This window comes from Staphylococcus xylosus (assembly GCF_002732165.1).
GTDB classification, from domain to species: Bacteria; Bacillota; Bacilli; order Staphylococcales; family Staphylococcaceae; genus Staphylococcus; species Staphylococcus xylosus.
In genome coordinates this window covers 147,267-163,964 of record NZ_MRZO01000003.1, presented here as the reverse complement: position 1 = coordinate 163,964, position 16,698 = coordinate 147,267, and the positions used below count along the sequence as shown (strand labels likewise).

The window sequence follows — 16,698 nt, the reverse complement described above, 5'->3', positions numbered from 1 at the left end:
ATTTGCAACCTGAAAGGAGGCTACTCCAATGAGTGAACAGAAAAAAACTACTTTCAATATTACGGGTATGACATGCGCAGCTTGCGCTAACCGTATTGAGAAAAATTTAAACAAAATGGATGATGTTGAAGCTAACGTTAACATAACAACTGAAAAAGCCACAATAATTTATAACCCTAGCTCGACTTCGTCTACTGACCTTTCCAATACAATAGAAAAATCAGGATATGGCGTATTAAATGAAAAAGTTGACTTAGACGTGACAGGCATGACATGTGCCGCATGTTCTAACCGTATTGAAAAGGTATTGAATCGTACTGATGGTGTAGAGGAAGCTAACGTAAACCTTACAACTGAAAATGCTACGATTTTATATAATCCTAATTCAACTTCCGTCGATACTTTAATTGAAAAAATTCAAAAATTGGGCTATGATGCACAGCCTAAAAAAGAAGCTGATGAAAAACAATCACACAAAGCAATAGAGTTAAAACGTAAACTTACAAAATTAATTGTTTCAGCTATATTGGCTTTCCCGTTACTATTAACTATGTTTGTACATCTCTTTAACATGCAATTGCCTTCAATTTTAATGAATCCATGGTTTCAATTTATCTTAGCAACTCCGATACAATTTATCATTGGTTGGCAATTTTATGTTGGGGCATATAAAAATCTTCGCAATGGTTCAGCAAACATGGATGTATTAGTAGCATTAGGAACGAGCGCAGCCTATTTTTATAGCTTATATGAGATGATTAAATGGCTGAACAATACAGAGATTATGCCTCATTTGTATTTCGAAACAAGTGCTGTACTCATTACACTTATTTTATTTGGTAAGTATTTGGAAGCACGTGCAAAATCACATACAACAAATGCCTTAAGTGAATTGCTAAACTTGCAAGCTAAAGAAGCACGTGTACTACGTAATAATGAGGAATTTCTGATACCTTTAAGTGAAGTCGTAGAAGGCGATTATTTAATTATTAAACCGGGAGAGAAAATACCAGTAGATGGAAAAATTGTCAAAGGCAAAACTTCTGTAGATGAATCCATGTTAACCGGTGAATCTATACCTGTTGAAAAAACACAGCGCGATTATGTTATTGGTTCAACAATGAATCAAAATGGCGTGCTCACAATCGAAGCCACGAAAGTTGGAAAAGACACTGCGCTCGCTTCTATTATCAAAGTAGTTGAAGAAGCTCAAGGTTCTAAAGCACCTATTCAGAGACTTGCTGATATTATATCTGGCTATTTTGTGCCTATTGTAGTTTGTATTGCTATTCTAACATTTACTATATGGATTACTTTAGTACGCCAAGGCCAATTTGAACCAGCTTTAGTAGCAGCAATTGCCGTCATGGTTATTGCTTGCCCTTGTGCACTTGGGTTAGCCACTCCTACTTCGATTATGGTAGGTACTGGAAAGGCTGCCGAAAACGGTATTCTATTTAAAGGTGGCGAACATATTGAACGTGCGCATCAAATCGATACCGTTGTCTTAGACAAGACAGGAACTATCACATACGGAACACCTGTAGTTACAGACTTTGATGGCGATAGTGAAACATTACAATTATTAGCTAGCGCTGAAAAAGCTTCTGAACACCCACTCGCAGAAGCTATCATTAATTATGCAAAAACAAAACAAGTTGATTTATTAGAAGTTCATGACTTCGAAGCGGTACCTGGACGTGGCATCAAAGCTACAATTGACGGAAAATCTTTATTGGTGGGTAATCGTAAATTCTTAGAAGATTATCACGTAACCATTAATAGTTCTGAACTACAATTATCCCAGTTTGAACAATCAGGTAAGACGGCTATGTTGATAGCGGTTGATCAACAATTAAGTGGTGCAATCGCAGTAGCTGATACTGTCAAAGATTCTACCAAGAAAGCAATCCAACAGTTACATGATTTAAATATAGAAGTCGTTATGTTGACTGGAGATAACCAACTTACAGCAGAAGCCATTGCTTCACAAGTTGGTATAGATACAGTCATTGCACAAGTGTTACCAGAAGAAAAAGCGACTAAGATAAAATCATTACAAGCTAATAATAAGACTGTAGCTATGGTAGGAGATGGCGTAAATGATGCCCCAGCATTAGTCCAAGCAGATATAGGAATTGCTATTGGTACAGGTACAGAAGTTGCCATAGAAGCCGCTGACGTTACCATTCTTGGTGGTGATTTGTTACTCGTACCTAAAGCAATCACAGCTAGTAAATCGACTATACGTAATATACGTCAAAACCTATTTTGGGCATTTGGTTACAACGTTGCAGGCATTCCTATTGCTGCACTAGGTTTACTCGCACCATGGATTGCCGGTGCTGCAATGGCTTTAAGTTCTGTAAGTGTTGTCGCTAATGCGCTTAGATTAAAACGCATGAAATTATAATTAAAATTTGAGATGATTATATGACAAATCATTTTTAAGGAGGTGATTGATATGGCAACTGAAACAATTAAAGTAGAAGGTATGAGTTGTGAGCACTGTAAACATGCAGTTGAAAGTGCCCTAACAAATCTTGATGGTGTATCAACAGCTGATGTTAACCTTGAAGAAGGTAATGTTAAAGTTGATTTTGATGATAACAAAGTCACATCACCAAACATGTACGAAGCAATAGAGGATCAAGGTTATGACGTAAAATAAAGTTGCTAGGACATATTTAATGTCTCGGTCTCAACTCAGTGTGATAGCAGTAATTAAATAGAGTTGAAAAAAGCTTTTAAACCAGCCTTTTTCAACTCTATTTATCCATACCGGAGTAGGACAACGAAATCTTCTCTAACAAATTAGATTTCTGTCCTGCTCTTTTTTTATATTTTCACGGTTTAAATCTATATTTGCTCTCTTATTAATTCACGCGTAATTTAGTATCACCAGTCTCAATAACTTCGATTGTTGCATCTAAAGCATCGACAATTAGGTTTTCAACAGCAGCATCTGTATAAAAAGCAATATGAGGCGAAACAATAACATCTTGTCGTTCGATTAATTGCTTTAATACTTCATCCTTTAATCCCGTTTGTCGTTGGTCGCTTGGAAACAATCCTTTTTCACATTCATATGTATCAATTGCTGCCCCTTTTAAAATACCGTTATCCAGCGCATGTACTAACGCACTAGTTTTTACAATGGATCCTCTTGCACAATTGATAAATACTGATCCTGGTTTAAATTCATTAAACAATACATCATCAAATAAATAATCGCTATCCTTACTTGCAGGAATATGAACCGTAACAATATCAGCCTCTTGCACAGCTTCTTTTATACTATTGGCATACGTTAAAAATGACTTATAGCTTTCATTAGGGACAACATCGTAAGCAATCACTTCAGCTTCAAAACCTTGTGAAAAGATCTTAGCAACGATTGAACCGATACGACCAGTTCCTATAACAGCAACTTTCAAATCTTTAATAGAGCGTGATAAGATCTCTGGTTGCCATCTAAAGTCATATGAAGCTGTTTTTTGTTGTATATCATTATAGTTTCTAACCAAATTAAGCGCCTGTGACACTGTGTATTCAGCAATAGAATGCGGTGAATAAGATGGCACATTAGAAATAATTAAATCATATTTTTGAGCTAAATCGAAATCATATATATCAAAACCAGCACTTCGTTGAGCAATTTGCTTAATTCCAAATTCATGCAACTTGCGATATACATCTTCACCAAAAGGAATTTGCTGTGATATCGAAACACCATCAAATCCTTTTGCACGATCGACAGTTTCTGATGATAGTAATGCTTCATCTAAATCGACAGTTACACTATGCTTTGTTGACCATGCCTTAATATAAGGTATATCTTCTTCTCTTACTCCAAAAATTTTAATACTTGTCATAAGTTAATCACTCCAATCAGATTTGTTCTATTCATAAAGATGCTTAAGCGCTTGTATCCTTTCTGCAGCCTCTAATAATGATTCATCATCTAATGCTAAAGAAATACGCACATAATCTTTTCCATGTTCTCCAAATGGTATACCTGGCGCAACAAGGATTGACTGTTCTTGTAATAAATAATCAACAAAACTTTCCCCATCAAAGTTTCTTGGCGTACGTAACCATAAGAAAATGCCACCTTTCATTGGTTCAAAAGGTATGTCGGCTTGTTGTAGTTTAGCTTCAAATTCATCTCTACGACGTTTAAATGTTATATTTTGCTCTTCTAGAAAAGCGTCATAATTATTCAAAGCGTATGTTGCTGCGTCTTGCAATGCGCCAAACATACCTGCATGTGTATGTGATTGATATTTTTTTAATGCTTGTATAATATCTTTGTTTCCTACTGCAAAACCCACTCGAAATCCTGACATATTGTAGCCTTTTGATAATGAAAAAATTTCTAATGCTAAGTCTTTTGCTCCTTCTGCTTGCAATATGCTAGGATTTTTAGCATCGAAACCAAAAGCACTATATGCAAAATCATGAACGATTTTTGTCTTTGTTCCCTTAAAACGCTCAATCGCTTCCTCAAATACTGATTTTGTAGCAACTGAACCTGTCGGATTATTTGGATAAGTCAAATAAACTAAACGAGTATTGAGTAATATTTCTTTGCTTATTTTGTCCCACTGAGGCAAATAATAAGGAGGTTCTAAAACGAGTGGTTGTGGTCGGGCATCAGCAAGTAATACCCCAGCTTTATAATCCGTATATCCAGGATCTGGTAACAACACATTTTCCCCTGGATTCACGATGCATGTTGGTAAACCTACAAGACCATTTTTAGTACCATATAAAATACATACCTCATCTTCTTTATCTAATTCAACTTGAAATTGTCTTTGATAAAAATCTACTATTGCTTGTTTAAATGAGTCTTTACCATGGAAAGCAACATACTTTTGATTGTCGGGCTGACGTAGCGCATCAGCAAAACAGTCAATAATTCCTTTGGGCGTTTCACCATCAGGAATACCTACAGCCATATTAATTAAAGGTAATGGACCATGTTCTACTTTCTGGCCCATTGTTCTTGCAAAATAACTATCTGGTATCTGTGCCAATCTATCTGAAATTATCATAAAAATCCTCCTATTAAAAAAACTATATGCCGACTTGTGTGGCATATAGTTACACATGTCACCTATCTTTCAAGCATTATTGCTTGTTGGAAGTAGCACAGTACTTTTATAACAAAGTCTGTTGCTGAAGCTTCATCAGGCCAAATCCCTCAGCTTCTCTGGATAAGTTTATTAAATTACCATTAATTTTATCAGAATATTCACGCTTGTCAATCTACTTATAAAACAAAAAATTGACATCAAAATCTCATAGTGTAATAAGATTCTGATGTCAGTCACATAAAAACATCCAATTAAATAATAAAACCCGGAACATATATGTTCCGGGTTCTTCAATCTAAGACAACTAAATATTTCTATTTAGTTATTTAGATCCTACCACCATCCATTAGAAGCACGGAAAGCCATAGCTGCTTCCATTGAACCGTAACGGCTTTCACCGTAGTTAATCATACCTTTAGTTTGGCTAGCTACTGAACCAGTTCCCCATGATTCTTTAGTTTGACCTAAACCTCTGTAACCAGCTGGGTTAACCGCATTTGGGTTACCACTTGATTCAGGCATTACAATTGAATTCCACATAGCTTCTGTACCACCAGCAGCTAAGAATTGAGCTTTAACTGACCCACCAGTTGATGCAGCTGATGTTTGAGCAACTTTGTAAGTTCTAGTTGCAGCACTTGTTTGAGTGTTTGAAGAAGCTTTAGGCGCTTCAACTGCTGCTACTGGAGTATTGCTTGATTGTTTTTGAGCACTTACTTCACTAGCTGAAGTTTCGTTAGTGTTTGTAGTTGCTTGAGTAGTTACGTCTTGTACTGAGTTAGAAGTTGCACTTTGAGCACCTGCAGCTGTGTAATTCCATGACCAAGATTGACCATTTGAAGTGAATGTATATTCATTTCCACCTAAAACGAAGTTATAGTTATACGCGCCAGCGTGTAATGGTTTTTGGTTTAATTCTTCAGGATTGTTTTGAGCTAAATCAGCTAAATGCGCTTTGTCGATATTTTCTTCTGAAGCGTGAGCTTGATTGTGGTCTGCTGTTGTTGCGTATCCTGTTACACCTAATGCTACTGCTAATGATGATGCTAAAATTGTTTTCTTCATAATTAAAAAATCCTCCAATTAAAATCTTTTTAAGTAAAATTATATTTTCGTTAAATTATTTATCGTATGTGCTGTAATCGATTAATTTTTATGTTTTATTTTTTCGCCACAAATAATATAACACATATTTCGCCTTTTTATATTACACTTCAATAACAAAACGTTACAAAAGAAACTATACTTTGTAACATTGAAACATCGCTGTTTTGTTTTGTAATGCATAATTCTTACATCATTTTCAAATTATATTGTGTATAGCGCTGTTATATTAAGCTTCATAACTTTATCATCGAATAATCTTACGTAGTCTGAATTATTACAGCAAATCTTTTTGTTACACAACTGTAAAATAATAAAAGGACAAAAAAATTATACTTTGGAGTAAAACTTGCAAATTTTTTTGTCTGAAATTTAAAAAGACCACTGTTTTGTGGCCTTTTTAATATATTTTCTTCTTTTGTCCATCATTCAAAACATTACATTATATTACAGAAATAACGATACATTTTAAACATTATTTATAATTTTACGCCAAGAATTTGAAGATTTCTCTATCATATAGCTTTAATGTTTTCATATAAAACGTATTTATCAAATATCCCATTACGAACGGAACTACAAAAAATGCAATAAATACATACATTAAGTTTAATAATATTGAATGTTCCATAAATCTAAATGCACTAATTGGCCCAACAAGCCCAATGATTCCAAAACCTGCTGATTCTTTTGTTCCACCAATTCCTATGAGCGCACCAACAAAGCCAGTGATTAGTGCATTAGAGAAAATTGGTAATAGAATAATAGGATGCCTTACCATATTAGGTATCATCATTTTCACACCACCTAAAAAGATTGTTAAAGGCACACCAGCTCTATTTATTTTTAACGTACCTGCAACTAATGCACCTTCACATGCCACAATCCCCAGTGAAGCAGACCCAGCAGCTAAACCGCTAATACCTATAGCTAATGCAGTTGCTACAGTTGATATAGGTGAAATAATTATAAAACTAAATACTAATGCAATAAGCATAGACATCAATACTGGTTGTAATTCTGTAAATGTATTGACTAAATTGCCAATACCAGTTGTAATCATTTGGACATATGGCAATATAAGTACACCTATAAAACTCGCTATCACACCGACAATGGTCGGCAGAATAATTAACGTTAAACTACCAAATCTTTCACCAACGACTAATATTAAAAACACAGCAATTGCTGCAGTGATCATTGTGTTAATAAGATCTCCAACACCTACAAGCATCCAAGCACCATCTTTAAATTGCGCTGCGCCACTCCCAACAAAAGCAGAACTCGCGACGACAGCCGTTGCTAAAGGTGATAAATTGAACCGCATTGCTATTAGTGCACCAACTAATAATGGTACAGTAAATTGAATACTTTCTACTACTTGTAATAATGTTTGAAAAACCTGGTACTTAGGAGCGAAAAGTTTGAATAATTCTCCTAAAATAGCGTTAGGTATTAACCCTGCTACTATGGCAATCGCTACACCAGATAGTACATTATATAAAAATTGTTTTGGACTTACTTTAATCATAGAAGTTCCCCCTAAGCTGAAATAAATACTAATATATCATATTTTCTTAATTTTCAGAATATTGTTTCTGTATTTTCCTCAAATATTTTTATATCTTCGAGAAATTTTTTTATCAAGATAGCAACTAAAATTACCCACCTACAATTAAAATATTGCAATATAAAAAGTAGGCAACCGAAATCTCAATTTTTAAATTCGATTTCGTCTACCTACTTCTATATATAATTCACATATTTCCTAATGATATTATTGCAAGGAAAGAAAATGTTAGTAAAACAAAATTGCAATTTCATTGCTTCATTAGACTTGCTGTTAGGACAAGCCCTTGAGATGCCGTTTCAAAAAATTCCAATTTTTGCAATTGGTTGTTCTTAGGTAAATTTTTTTCAAATTGTTCCCATATCCATATAGCAATATTTTCAGCAGTTGTATTCATTTCGGGTAACGTATCATTTACCAACTGACCATCTAGATATGGTTCAATTTCTTTTTGGTATAATTTATCAACTTCATTAAAATCTAATGCCAATCCATATTTATCTATGTCTGATAAAATCTCAATATTAAATTGATATTGTTGATCCTCTAGGTCTTTATGCGCTGTATTTGTAAAATAAATTCGATTATCACAAGTGAATTCATAATAATTCTTTATCAAAACTTGGCCATCCCGATATTTAAACTGGCCAGGTGGCTGAATATGATCAAATTTAGTCATTACGGTCACTCCTATAGTCATTTTTATTAATATACCCTTTTATATAACAAGTACATATTTATCCGTAAACGTTTTTCATTCAATTTTTAAAGGTAATGATTAAACTAATAGGTAAACATTTGAGGAGGTTTATTATATGACGATATACATTCAAAGAATTTATGAAGACAAACAACAAGAAGGCTTAAGGATACTTGTAGATCGCGTATGGCCAAGAGGTATAGCCAAAGACGATGCACATTTAGATCATTGGATAAAAGAAGTGGCGCCAACTTCCGAATTAAGAAAATGGTTTAACCATGACACCAAGTTATATGCTGCTTTTAAAGAAAAGTACAAGAAGGAACTCCGTGAAAATATTGATCAAAAACAAGCATTTGAAGAATTGCAAAATAAAGTTTCTGAGACTGATAAAGATATTATTTTATTATTTGCTGCTAAAGATAAAAAACATAATCAAGCTATTGTGCTTCAAGAGTTACTACAGTAAACAACCATAATTATCGTAAACAAACGTAAAACTACCGCTTATCCTATCAACACTTTAGGGTAAACGGTAGTTTTTTATAATGATGTTATAATAAACGCTTTGGTTATTTGAGTTCGTATAGACTTTTCTCACCATCTGGTAAATTTTCAACAAAATCTTTAGGATCTTCCGCGTAATCATTACCGATCCCACCATTCATTCTCTGAAAATGAAGATGAGATCCGGTCGTTTGTTCCCCCGTATTACCAGAGAGTGCAATTACATCTCCCGCTTGTACATTGTCTCCTACTTTAACTTTAAATTGGTTTAAATGCATATACCATTGGTGATACTGTCCGTTCGTTTCAGCTATTTGCACTACCTTGCCACCTAAGTCATTCTCAAACGTACGAGTAACCTTGCCATCTGTTGCAGTTTTAACTGGCGTATCTTCAGGCAAATCATAATCTATTCCATAATGCTTCCCATCAAAACCGCTAAACTCATATTCACCGAAATTTTCAGTTTCTCTGCTTCGATCAAAAAAATCTGTATAAGATGTCGAGCGCTCATTTGTATTATTTTGATTTCTGATTTCTGAAAAATTTTCATTTATACTTTTTTGTATATAATCCATATTCATCATTAAGAAAATAAATGGAACGATTATAATGATTAATAGTACAATTGTTTTTAACGTATTTTTCACTAAATGAATCACCTTTTAAATAGTTATTATTAGTTCATAAGTATACTTTTTATAGCTCTAAAAAACTAATAATACGCTTAAAAAGCACCTCATACTTTAGTTTGACGTAAAAATCTATAAACTATTTCTTATTTCTGCTTCCACATATAACTTAAAACTGTACAATTATTATTTTACAGGTATTGAAGCACGACCAAACAGTGTACATACAACTCTCATTTAAATTTTCACTAATTAGTTATTGGGCATCACCATAACTTTTAAGTATATCTTCCATTAATATCCATACGCGTTCAACATCTACAGTAGTCGCAAAATAAGCATTTTTTTCATTATTTGTAATATCATTTAAATCAACAGCCATCGTTCCATAGGTAAGTGCACTTTGGTATTCGATATCAATATGTGTGTGTTGCATGGTAAATAAATTGGGTTCTAATAAATACAAAATAGTACAAGCATCATGTATAGGGCCACCATCCATATTAAAGTGTGTTTTATATGTAGATTTAAAGAATTCTAAAAGTTCCACTACAAATTTTGCAATTTGATTATCTATAGCTTTAAATCTGTTGATGATGGCATCGGTCGCCAACACTTGATGTGTTACATCTAAACCAAACACGTTAATAGGTACGCCACAATCAAATACACGTTTTGCCGCTTCAGCATCAACCCAAATATTAAATTCTGCAGTAGGCGTCCAATTTCCAAAGGTTCCTCCACCCATAATTGTTATAGAATCTATATATTGTGTGATACTTGGCTCTTTAATTAAAGCCGTTGCAATATTCGTCAAAGGGCCTGTAGCCACTAGTGTTACAGGTTCATCACTCTGTTTTAGTGTTTCAATTATTACATCAACGGCATGACTTTGCGTTGGTTTTAACGAAGGTACTTCTGGTAATTTCGGACCATCTAATCCACTATTACCATGTATTTGTGATGCAAATGAAGCTGGCTTAATCAATGGTCTTGTAGCACCAACAGATACACTAATATCTCCTCTTCCCATTACTTCCAATACATTCAAAGCATTTTTCGTATTTTTTTCAACTGATTGATTACCAGCCACTGTTGTTACAGCTAATATATCTAACGTACTATTTTTAGCTCCTGCTAATATTAACGCAATCGCGTCATCATGCCCTGGATCACAATCCATAATAATTTTTTTACTCACATTCTTCACTCCAATCATAAAAATATATGACGTGTATATTTCAAAGTTAAAAGTTATTAGACTGCATGTTTTTTGTACTGTCTATACATAATTGCAAGTACAACTAACCACAACGGCGCAAAAATAACACCTATTCGTGTCTCTGGATTTACAAATAATACACAAAAAATAAAAGCAAAAAATATAATGATACATAACGCCATTATCTTACCACCAGGCATTTTGAATTTACTTCCCTTATGTAAATCAGGTCGAGCACGTGTATATCTATAATACGCAATCATAATCAATGTCCATATAAATATATTTAATACTGTAGAAACCGTACTAATATAAACAAATACAGTTGTCGCATTAGGTATAAAATAATTTAGTAATACTGCAAAGAGCAATAATGTACATGTTACTAATATTGCTGTAACAGGTACGCCTCTACGATTCGTTACTTGGAATTTAGGTGGCGCTTGTTTTCTATCTGCTAATCCAAATAATGTTCTACTATTTGCAAATATACCACTATTACAAGCAGATGCCGCTGCAGTTAACACAACAAAATTAATAATCCCTGCAGCAAATGGGATACCGACTAACGCAAATACTTTAACAAACGGACTATTGTCTGGATCTAACTGATTCCAAGGTATAATAGAAATAATGACTGCTAGTGCACCGATATAAAATATTAAAATTCTAAACGGTACATTATTAATAGCTTGTGGAATAGTTTTGTGGGGATTTTTAGTTTCTCCCGCTGTAATACCAATCATTTCAATACCTAGGAAAGAAAAAATAGCCATCTGGAATGACATTAAAAATCCTGACATACCATTTGGAAAAATCCCCCCATTATTATAAATATTAGAAACACTTGCATGTCCAAATGGTGTTTGATAAGCCATTACAATCATAACAATACCTATAATAATCAATGCGATAATAGTAACAACCTTAATAATCGCAAACCAAAATTCTAACTCTCCAAACAATCTTGTACTTAGTAAATTGAATGACATTAGTAATAAAATACACGCTAATGCCGATAACCAATTTGGAATTTCTGGATACCAAAATGATACATATTTAGCTACCGCTGTAACTTCTGCCATACCAGAAATAATCCACGTTAACCAATAAGTCCAACCAGTAATAAAACCAGCGAGTGGGCCAACATATTCATTTGTTATATCCGCAAACGAATTGAATTTTGTATCTGAAAGCAACATTTCTCCCATAGCCCGCATAAACATAAATAATGCAAATCCTACAATAATATATGTAAGTAAAATTGATGGACCTGCCAAACTAATAGACTGACCAGCTCCTAAGAACAAACCTGTACCTATTGCGCCACCAATAGCAATTAATTGTATATGCCTATTACTTAACTCTCTCTTTAATCTGTCTGCCATAGTTCCTAACCCCTTAACCTTGAAATATGTGCACATTTCTATTTTACTACTTTTTTACTTGAACAAGAACGTTACAACAAAATCACATTAATAGTGTGTTAACATGCTTTTAGCAAATAATTTCTCCTATTATATTTACTATTAATTCAATAATAAAAAAATCAAACCTCTTTATGTATGCGCTTACATAATATTACAATCATAAATCAACTATATTCATATTTCAACTTAAATTATTTTTTTAAAAGTTTTCTATACATTACTTATATTGTATTCATAAATATTCTACTCTTGCTTATATTTAAAAAACTGTTAAATTAAAAATATTAACTTATATATAAGGGGAGATTTGATGCGCGCGATCTTTATAGGCATTCTCGGAGCGTTATTTTTTTCAGTCACTTTTATACTAAATCATTCAATGGCAAGTAGTGGTGGCAATTGGTTATTCAGTGCCTCATTACGTTTTATATTTATGTTCCCATTTCTTTTTATTTTTGTTTATATAAAAAAAAGACACCGATACATACTTGGACATATTAAAAAGCACTTCTTACAATGGTTACTTTGGAGTACTCTTGGTTTTGTCTTTTTCTATATTCCAATTACATTTGTCTCTAATTACAGTCCAGGTTGGTTAATATCAGCAACATGGCAATTAACAATTATATGTGGTTTATTACTTGCACCTTTATTTTATGAATATGTTCAGCTTGATAAACAATTAGTTAAAGTTAGGGAACGTATTTCTTGGCGTTCTGTTAGTACTTCTAGCGTTATGGTATTTGGTGTCGTGTTAGTTCAAATACCTCAAATTACGTCCATAGAAATGCAAACCTTTATTCTATCTGTTGTTCCACTAGTCATTGGAGCTTTCAGTTATCCTTTGGGTAATCGTAAAATGATGGAACTTGTCGACAATGAATTAACAACAATTGAACGTATTTATGGTATGACTTTAGTTACGTTACCTATCTGGGTTATTATCTTTGTAATCGGTGTTTTGAACAGTGGATTCCCCTCTGCTAACCAAGTATTACAAACGTTTTTAGTCGCTGTATTTTCTGGTATTATAGCGACTACGCTTTTTTTCTATGCGACAAATTTAGTAAAAAACAACCAAGCTAAATTAGCTGCTGTTGAAGCAACTCAAGCTACCGAAATAGTCTTTACACTCATTGGTGAAATGTTATTTTTAGGGTTACCTTTACCAGATCCTATTAGTATTATTGGTATCATTATTATCACTTTAGGTATTTTTGTTTATAGCTTTATGAATGCCAAAATTAGAGAAAACAATAGTGAGATTCAAAATTTCAACTAATTTATCAAATTACATCAATGTATACTATTTCGTTATAACTTCAAAACGATTTTCAAAATATAATGAATACTATGTCTTCAACTTGAACCAAACAGTCACATTGACATTCTCCTTTGAAAGCAAGATAATTTATATCAAATAATATGCTAGTGATTTAAATTAAAGGAGGTTCAAGGTCAATGCCGACATCTCATGTTGACCCAAGAATTACCAGAACTAAAAAATTATTAATGGATGCCTTCCGAGCTATAGCAAAAGAAAAGAAACTTCAATCCATAACAGTGAAAGACATTACAGACCGTGCAACTGTTAATCGTGCAACGTTTTATGCTCATTTTTATGATAAATATGACATTATGGACTATACATTATCGGAAACTTTACTTAAAAACTTAAATGACTCATTAAATATATCAACGAAACTTAATGAAGAAACACTATGTAAAAGTTTTATTACTATCACAAACTATATTCAACAGACGCATAATGAATGCAAGTTAAATAGTGAAGCTTATGGACAAGTTGTAGAGAAAAAGGTGAAAGAAGAATTAGAAGATATCTTTTTAACACTGCTAGTACAACAACACGTTAACGAAAATCGTGAAACGCTTGCTACAACTGCGAGATTTTTGTCTTGGGGACTTTATGGAACGGCAAAGCATTGGTTCCATACGAGTCAATTACCAGCTCAAACTTATATTAAACAAGCACTTCCTTTCCTAATGAATCAAAATACTAATTAAATATATTTAAAGAGCGGAGCTATAAAACCAAATGGCATTTTTGATTTTATAGCTCCGCTTTATATTTTATACTGTAATTTAAATATCATTTTACAATTTCAAATGTATATTTCTTAATTCTTTATTCTCTATTTTCATTTATAAAATCTAACACTTTACCTGTTATCGCCACTGCGCTATTACTTTCGCCTTCAATACCACCTTGATGTAATCCAATGACTTCATTATTTTCATTAAAGAGTGGTGAACCAGAGTTACCACCATAAGTACTCGCATCATATGTAAGTATATTGCTATTATTAGCTAAAATCTCACCTTTACTTTCCCACATTGTCGCTAGTGACTTATCTCCAGGATAACCAGTAACTGTTATAGGTGCACCTTTACTAACATTTGAAGCGTCTTGTAACGTTGCTGGTTGAACAACATCACCTACTGATTGACCGTTTTTATTTTTATTAAAATGAACAACCACTAAGTCTTCCTCACCAGGGTACGCTTTTATTTCTTTTTCAGTAAAAGAACCATTAGGAAATGTATCAGCATCTTGGGCAGCTGGTGCAAAGGTCATGTTGCCATCTGAAAGGTCTGCAACATGTTTATTCGTTAACACCGTATTCTTATCTATTACAACACCTGTTGCGATATTGTCTCCAATATTGATATAACCAATAGATTGATAATGTCCACTATTTGTATTTTCAATTTGTGTTCTATCTTCGTTGGGTAATATAACTCTTGGCATTGCTTTGTTTTCAGCAGGACGATCTGCTGTATTTTGCGTCGCTTCAGTATCTTGCGCTGTTGCATTAGTATTCTGAGCATCGACCTTACTATCACTATTAAACATTGCTAATGACAATGCAGCAATAAAAGCACATGCAATACTATTAATTAATATTCTTTTCAACATAAATTAACCCTCCAATAAAATATAAATCTCTTCTTCAATTTAAAGAAGTTTCTAAAAATAATCAAATTATATTATATTTTAAATTTCTTTGTGAAAAAGCATTTCATTATTTATAGAATAATTTATATTCATTAAATAAAGATTTGCATATCTAAACAACATTTAACATTATTTGTTGTTTACACGATATATGCATAAACATGTTGTTTGCTTTAAACAGAAACACGTTATACAATACATCTATACAACAGGTGTTAGTTAGACAATTCGTGTTGTAAATTAAAAGTTAGGAGGGATAGACGTGACAACAATCCAACACCATCATGGCTTCCAACGAACTTTTCAAAAGGATCACTTGACCTTAGGGTTAGCATTTCCTTTCGACAATTCGGAAGACCATGAATTATCATTTGAAAATCAAATTGAGTTAGCTCAATTTGCTGAAGAACTCGGATTTACTAGCCTATTTGTACGTGACAGTCCGCTTTATAGTCCACATCTAGGAAATGTAACGACAAACTACGATCCATTTGTATTTTTATCTTATCTCAGTGCCAAAACATCTAAAATCGCTCTCGGAACCTCTAGCATTGTTGCTACATTACGTCATCCGATTCATATAGCTAAGGCTGCTACTTCTCTTGACTTAATTTCAAATGAGCGCTTTTTGTTAGGTATGGCGACGGGAGACCGTAAATTTGAATTTCCTACATTTAAGATAAAAGAAGAACAGTTAACAGAAACATTTCAAGATGCTATTTCGGCTATAAATGAGTTATGGCAAGTACATTCACCAGATATATCGAACTCAATATTTGAACTATACGAAGATTCAGGGCTACAAATGTTGCCAAAGCATAAACATATCCCAATGTTTGCCACAGGATATTCAAAACAACAAATGTCTTGGTTAAAGTCAAATATGGACGGATTAATGTTTTACCCACAACCATTTCAACAACAGAAAACGCTACTTCAAGAATGGCACAACAATGATACTTTCAAACCATTTATGCACCCGCTTGTTGTAGATTTATCAAACCAACCGAACGAATTAGTGAAACCTATTAAAGGTGGTTATCGTTTAGGTAGAAATACTTTAATAAAAATTCTAAAATCCTATGAAAAAATTGGCACAAATCATATTATGTTACATTTAAAATCAAGCGATAGATCATATAAATCATTATTAACAGAAATTGGCGATTATGTAATACCACATTTCCCGCCACATTTATTACAGGAGGAATATAAAAATGACATTATTAGACAGAATTAATGAACTTGCAAATAAAGAAAAAGTAGAAGTATTGAGTGTTGAAGAAAAACAAGAGCAACACACATTAAGACAAGAATATTTACAAATGATTCGTGGACAAGTTATTAACACATTTTCAACAATGAAAGTAGTTGATCCATTAGGTGAAGATGTAACACCAGATAAAGTTTATAAATTACGTGAAGAAATGGGAACATTAGATCTTAACTAAATC

General features: G+C 33.2%; 16 protein-coding genes and 1 riboswitch. Of the genes, 7 read left to right on the top strand and 9 right to left on the bottom strand.

What is annotated here, in order from left to right; genetic code table 11:
- Nucleotides 1-28: 28 nt before the first annotated feature.
- The gene (locus BTM19_RS05875; protein ID WP_099265783.1) at nucleotides 29-2,413 is read left to right on the top strand and encodes a heavy metal translocating P-type ATPase; all 2,385 of its coding nucleotides are present in this window, start codon (nucleotides 29-31) and stop codon (nucleotides 2,411-2,413) included.
- A 51-nt stretch (nucleotides 2,414-2,464) separates the two neighbouring features.
- The gene (gene copZ / locus BTM19_RS05870) at nucleotides 2,465-2,671 is read left to right on the top strand and encodes a copper chaperone CopZ (protein ID WP_029378172.1); all 207 of its coding nucleotides are present in this window, start codon (nucleotides 2,465-2,467) and stop codon (nucleotides 2,669-2,671) included.
- Between the two features lie 205 nt (nucleotides 2,672-2,876).
- Here the strand turns inward: copZ and BTM19_RS05865 are convergent, their stop codons facing one another.
- The 5 genes from BTM19_RS05865 to BTM19_RS05845 all read right to left on the bottom strand — a co-directional run bounded on the left by BTM19_RS05865 (nucleotide 2,877) and on the right by BTM19_RS05845 (nucleotide 8,455).
- Nucleotides 2,877-3,875, bottom strand: a complete 999-nt coding sequence (locus tag BTM19_RS05865) for a D-lactate dehydrogenase (protein WP_029378171.1) — start codon at nucleotides 3,873-3,875, stop codon at nucleotides 2,877-2,879.
- A 27-nt stretch (nucleotides 3,876-3,902) separates the two neighbouring features.
- Nucleotides 3,903-5,060, bottom strand: a complete 1,158-nt coding sequence (locus BTM19_RS05860) for an aminotransferase class I/II-fold pyridoxal phosphate-dependent enzyme (RefSeq protein ID WP_099265782.1) — start codon at nucleotides 5,058-5,060, stop codon at nucleotides 3,903-3,905.
- Between the two features lie 59 nt (nucleotides 5,061-5,119).
- Nucleotides 5,120-5,229, bottom strand: a riboswitch (SAM riboswitch).
- Nucleotides 5,230-5,435: 206 nt separating this feature from the next.
- On the bottom strand, nucleotides 5,436-6,167 hold the full coding sequence (locus BTM19_RS05855; RefSeq protein ID WP_037557168.1) for an aggregation-promoting factor C-terminal-like domain-containing protein: 732 nt from the start codon (nucleotides 6,165-6,167) through the stop codon (nucleotides 5,436-5,438).
- 526 nt (nucleotides 6,168-6,693) lie between these two features.
- A complete protein-coding gene (locus tag BTM19_RS05850; RefSeq protein ID WP_029378169.1) occupies nucleotides 6,694-7,737 on the bottom strand; it encodes a PTS sugar transporter subunit IIC in 1,044 nt (347 codons plus the stop codon).
- A 289-nt stretch (nucleotides 7,738-8,026) separates the two neighbouring features.
- Nucleotides 8,027-8,455, bottom strand: a complete 429-nt coding sequence (locus BTM19_RS05845) for a 6-pyruvoyl trahydropterin synthase family protein (RefSeq protein WP_029378168.1) — start codon at nucleotides 8,453-8,455, stop codon at nucleotides 8,027-8,029.
- A gap of 136 nt (nucleotides 8,456-8,591) precedes the next feature.
- On the opposite strand from BTM19_RS05845, the gene BTM19_RS05840 reads away from it, so the two are divergent.
- Nucleotides 8,592-8,945, top strand: a complete 354-nt coding sequence (locus tag BTM19_RS05840) for a DUF488 domain-containing protein (RefSeq protein ID WP_029378167.1) — start codon at nucleotides 8,592-8,594, stop codon at nucleotides 8,943-8,945.
- Nucleotides 8,946-9,048: 103 nt separating this feature from the next.
- Here the strand turns inward: BTM19_RS05840 and BTM19_RS05835 are convergent, their stop codons facing one another.
- The 3 genes from BTM19_RS05835 to BTM19_RS05825 form a co-directional block, all read right to left on the bottom strand.
- Entirely contained in the window at nucleotides 9,049-9,570 is a 522-nt protein-coding gene (locus tag BTM19_RS05835; RefSeq protein ID WP_225489609.1) for a M23 family metallopeptidase, read from the bottom strand.
- Nucleotides 9,571-9,871: 301 nt separating this feature from the next.
- Entirely contained in the window at nucleotides 9,872-10,816 is a 945-nt protein-coding gene (locus tag BTM19_RS05830; protein ID WP_029378165.1) for a nucleoside hydrolase, read from the bottom strand.
- A 56-nt stretch (nucleotides 10,817-10,872) separates the two neighbouring features.
- The gene (locus BTM19_RS05825; protein WP_058625648.1) at nucleotides 10,873-12,225 is read right to left on the bottom strand and encodes an amino acid permease; all 1,353 of its coding nucleotides are present in this window, start codon (nucleotides 12,223-12,225) and stop codon (nucleotides 10,873-10,875) included.
- A 352-nt stretch (nucleotides 12,226-12,577) separates the two neighbouring features.
- Here BTM19_RS05825 and BTM19_RS05820 point away from each other — a divergent pair, with 352 nt between their 5' ends.
- Together BTM19_RS05820 and BTM19_RS05815 are read left to right on the top strand one after the other, a co-directional pair.
- Complete coding sequence (locus BTM19_RS05820) at nucleotides 12,578-13,549, top strand: DMT family transporter (RefSeq protein ID WP_029378163.1); 972 nt, start codon at nucleotides 12,578-12,580, stop codon at nucleotides 13,547-13,549.
- 179 nt (nucleotides 13,550-13,728) lie between these two features.
- Nucleotides 13,729-14,292, top strand: a complete 564-nt coding sequence (locus tag BTM19_RS05815) for a TetR/AcrR family transcriptional regulator (protein WP_029378162.1) — start codon at nucleotides 13,729-13,731, stop codon at nucleotides 14,290-14,292.
- A 121-nt stretch (nucleotides 14,293-14,413) separates the two neighbouring features.
- Here BTM19_RS05815 and BTM19_RS05810 read toward each other — a convergent pair whose 3' ends face one another.
- Nucleotides 14,414-15,205: a trypsin-like serine peptidase gene (locus BTM19_RS05810; RefSeq protein ID WP_029378161.1), complete on the bottom strand. Its 792-nt coding sequence runs from the start codon at nucleotides 15,203-15,205 to the stop codon at nucleotides 14,414-14,416.
- A 301-nt stretch (nucleotides 15,206-15,506) separates the two neighbouring features.
- On the opposite strand from BTM19_RS05810, the gene BTM19_RS05805 reads away from it, so the two are divergent.
- Together BTM19_RS05805 and BTM19_RS05800 are read left to right on the top strand one after the other, a co-directional pair.
- Complete coding sequence (locus BTM19_RS05805; RefSeq protein ID WP_029378160.1) at nucleotides 15,507-16,484, top strand: LLM class oxidoreductase; 978 nt, start codon at nucleotides 15,507-15,509, stop codon at nucleotides 16,482-16,484.
- On the top strand, nucleotides 16,462-16,695 hold the full coding sequence (locus BTM19_RS05800; RefSeq protein WP_029378159.1) for a DUF896 domain-containing protein: 234 nt from the start codon (nucleotides 16,462-16,464) through the stop codon (nucleotides 16,693-16,695). The genes BTM19_RS05805 and BTM19_RS05800 overlap by 23 nt, the downstream gene beginning before the upstream one ends.
- Nucleotides 16,696-16,698: the final 3 nt, after the last annotated feature.

What these genes read in the sequence shown, in the direction of transcription:
- BTM19_RS05855 (WP_037557168.1), bottom strand. Translation starts at nt 6,167, where the DNA reads ATGAAGAAAACAATTTTAGCATCATCATTAGCAGTAGCATTAGGTGTA.
- BTM19_RS05875 (WP_099265783.1), top strand. Translation starts at nt 29, where the DNA reads ATGAGTGAACAGAAAAAAACTACTTTCAATATTACGGGTATGACATGC.
- BTM19_RS05835 (WP_225489609.1), bottom strand. Translation starts at nt 9,570, where the DNA reads ATGATGAATATGGATTATATACAAAAAAGTATAAATGAAAATTTTTCA.
- BTM19_RS05845 (WP_029378168.1), bottom strand. Translation starts at nt 8,455, where the DNA reads ATGACTAAATTTGATCATATTCAGCCACCTGGCCAGTTTAAATATCGG.
- copZ (WP_029378172.1), top strand. Translation starts at nt 2,465, where the DNA reads ATGGCAACTGAAACAATTAAAGTAGAAGGTATGAGTTGTGAGCACTGT.
- BTM19_RS05810 (WP_029378161.1), bottom strand. Translation starts at nt 15,205, where the DNA reads ATGTTGAAAAGAATATTAATTAATAGTATTGCATGTGCTTTTATTGCT.
- BTM19_RS05820 (WP_029378163.1), top strand. Translation starts at nt 12,578, where the DNA reads ATGCGCGCGATCTTTATAGGCATTCTCGGAGCGTTATTTTTTTCAGTC.
- BTM19_RS05865 (WP_029378171.1), bottom strand. Translation starts at nt 3,875, where the DNA reads ATGACAAGTATTAAAATTTTTGGAGTAAGAGAAGAAGATATACCTTAT.
- BTM19_RS05800 (WP_029378159.1), top strand. Translation starts at nt 16,462, where the DNA reads ATGACATTATTAGACAGAATTAATGAACTTGCAAATAAAGAAAAAGTA.
- BTM19_RS05850 (WP_029378169.1), bottom strand. Translation starts at nt 7,737, where the DNA reads ATGATTAAAGTAAGTCCAAAACAATTTTTATATAATGTACTATCTGGT.
- BTM19_RS05840 (WP_029378167.1), top strand. Translation starts at nt 8,592, where the DNA reads ATGACGATATACATTCAAAGAATTTATGAAGACAAACAACAAGAAGGC.
- BTM19_RS05860 (WP_099265782.1), bottom strand. Translation starts at nt 5,060, where the DNA reads ATGATAATTTCAGATAGATTGGCACAGATACCAGATAGTTATTTTGCA.
- BTM19_RS05815 (WP_029378162.1), top strand. Translation starts at nt 13,729, where the DNA reads ATGCCGACATCTCATGTTGACCCAAGAATTACCAGAACTAAAAAATTA.
- BTM19_RS05825 (WP_058625648.1), bottom strand. Translation starts at nt 12,225, where the DNA reads ATGGCAGACAGATTAAAGAGAGAGTTAAGTAATAGGCATATACAATTA.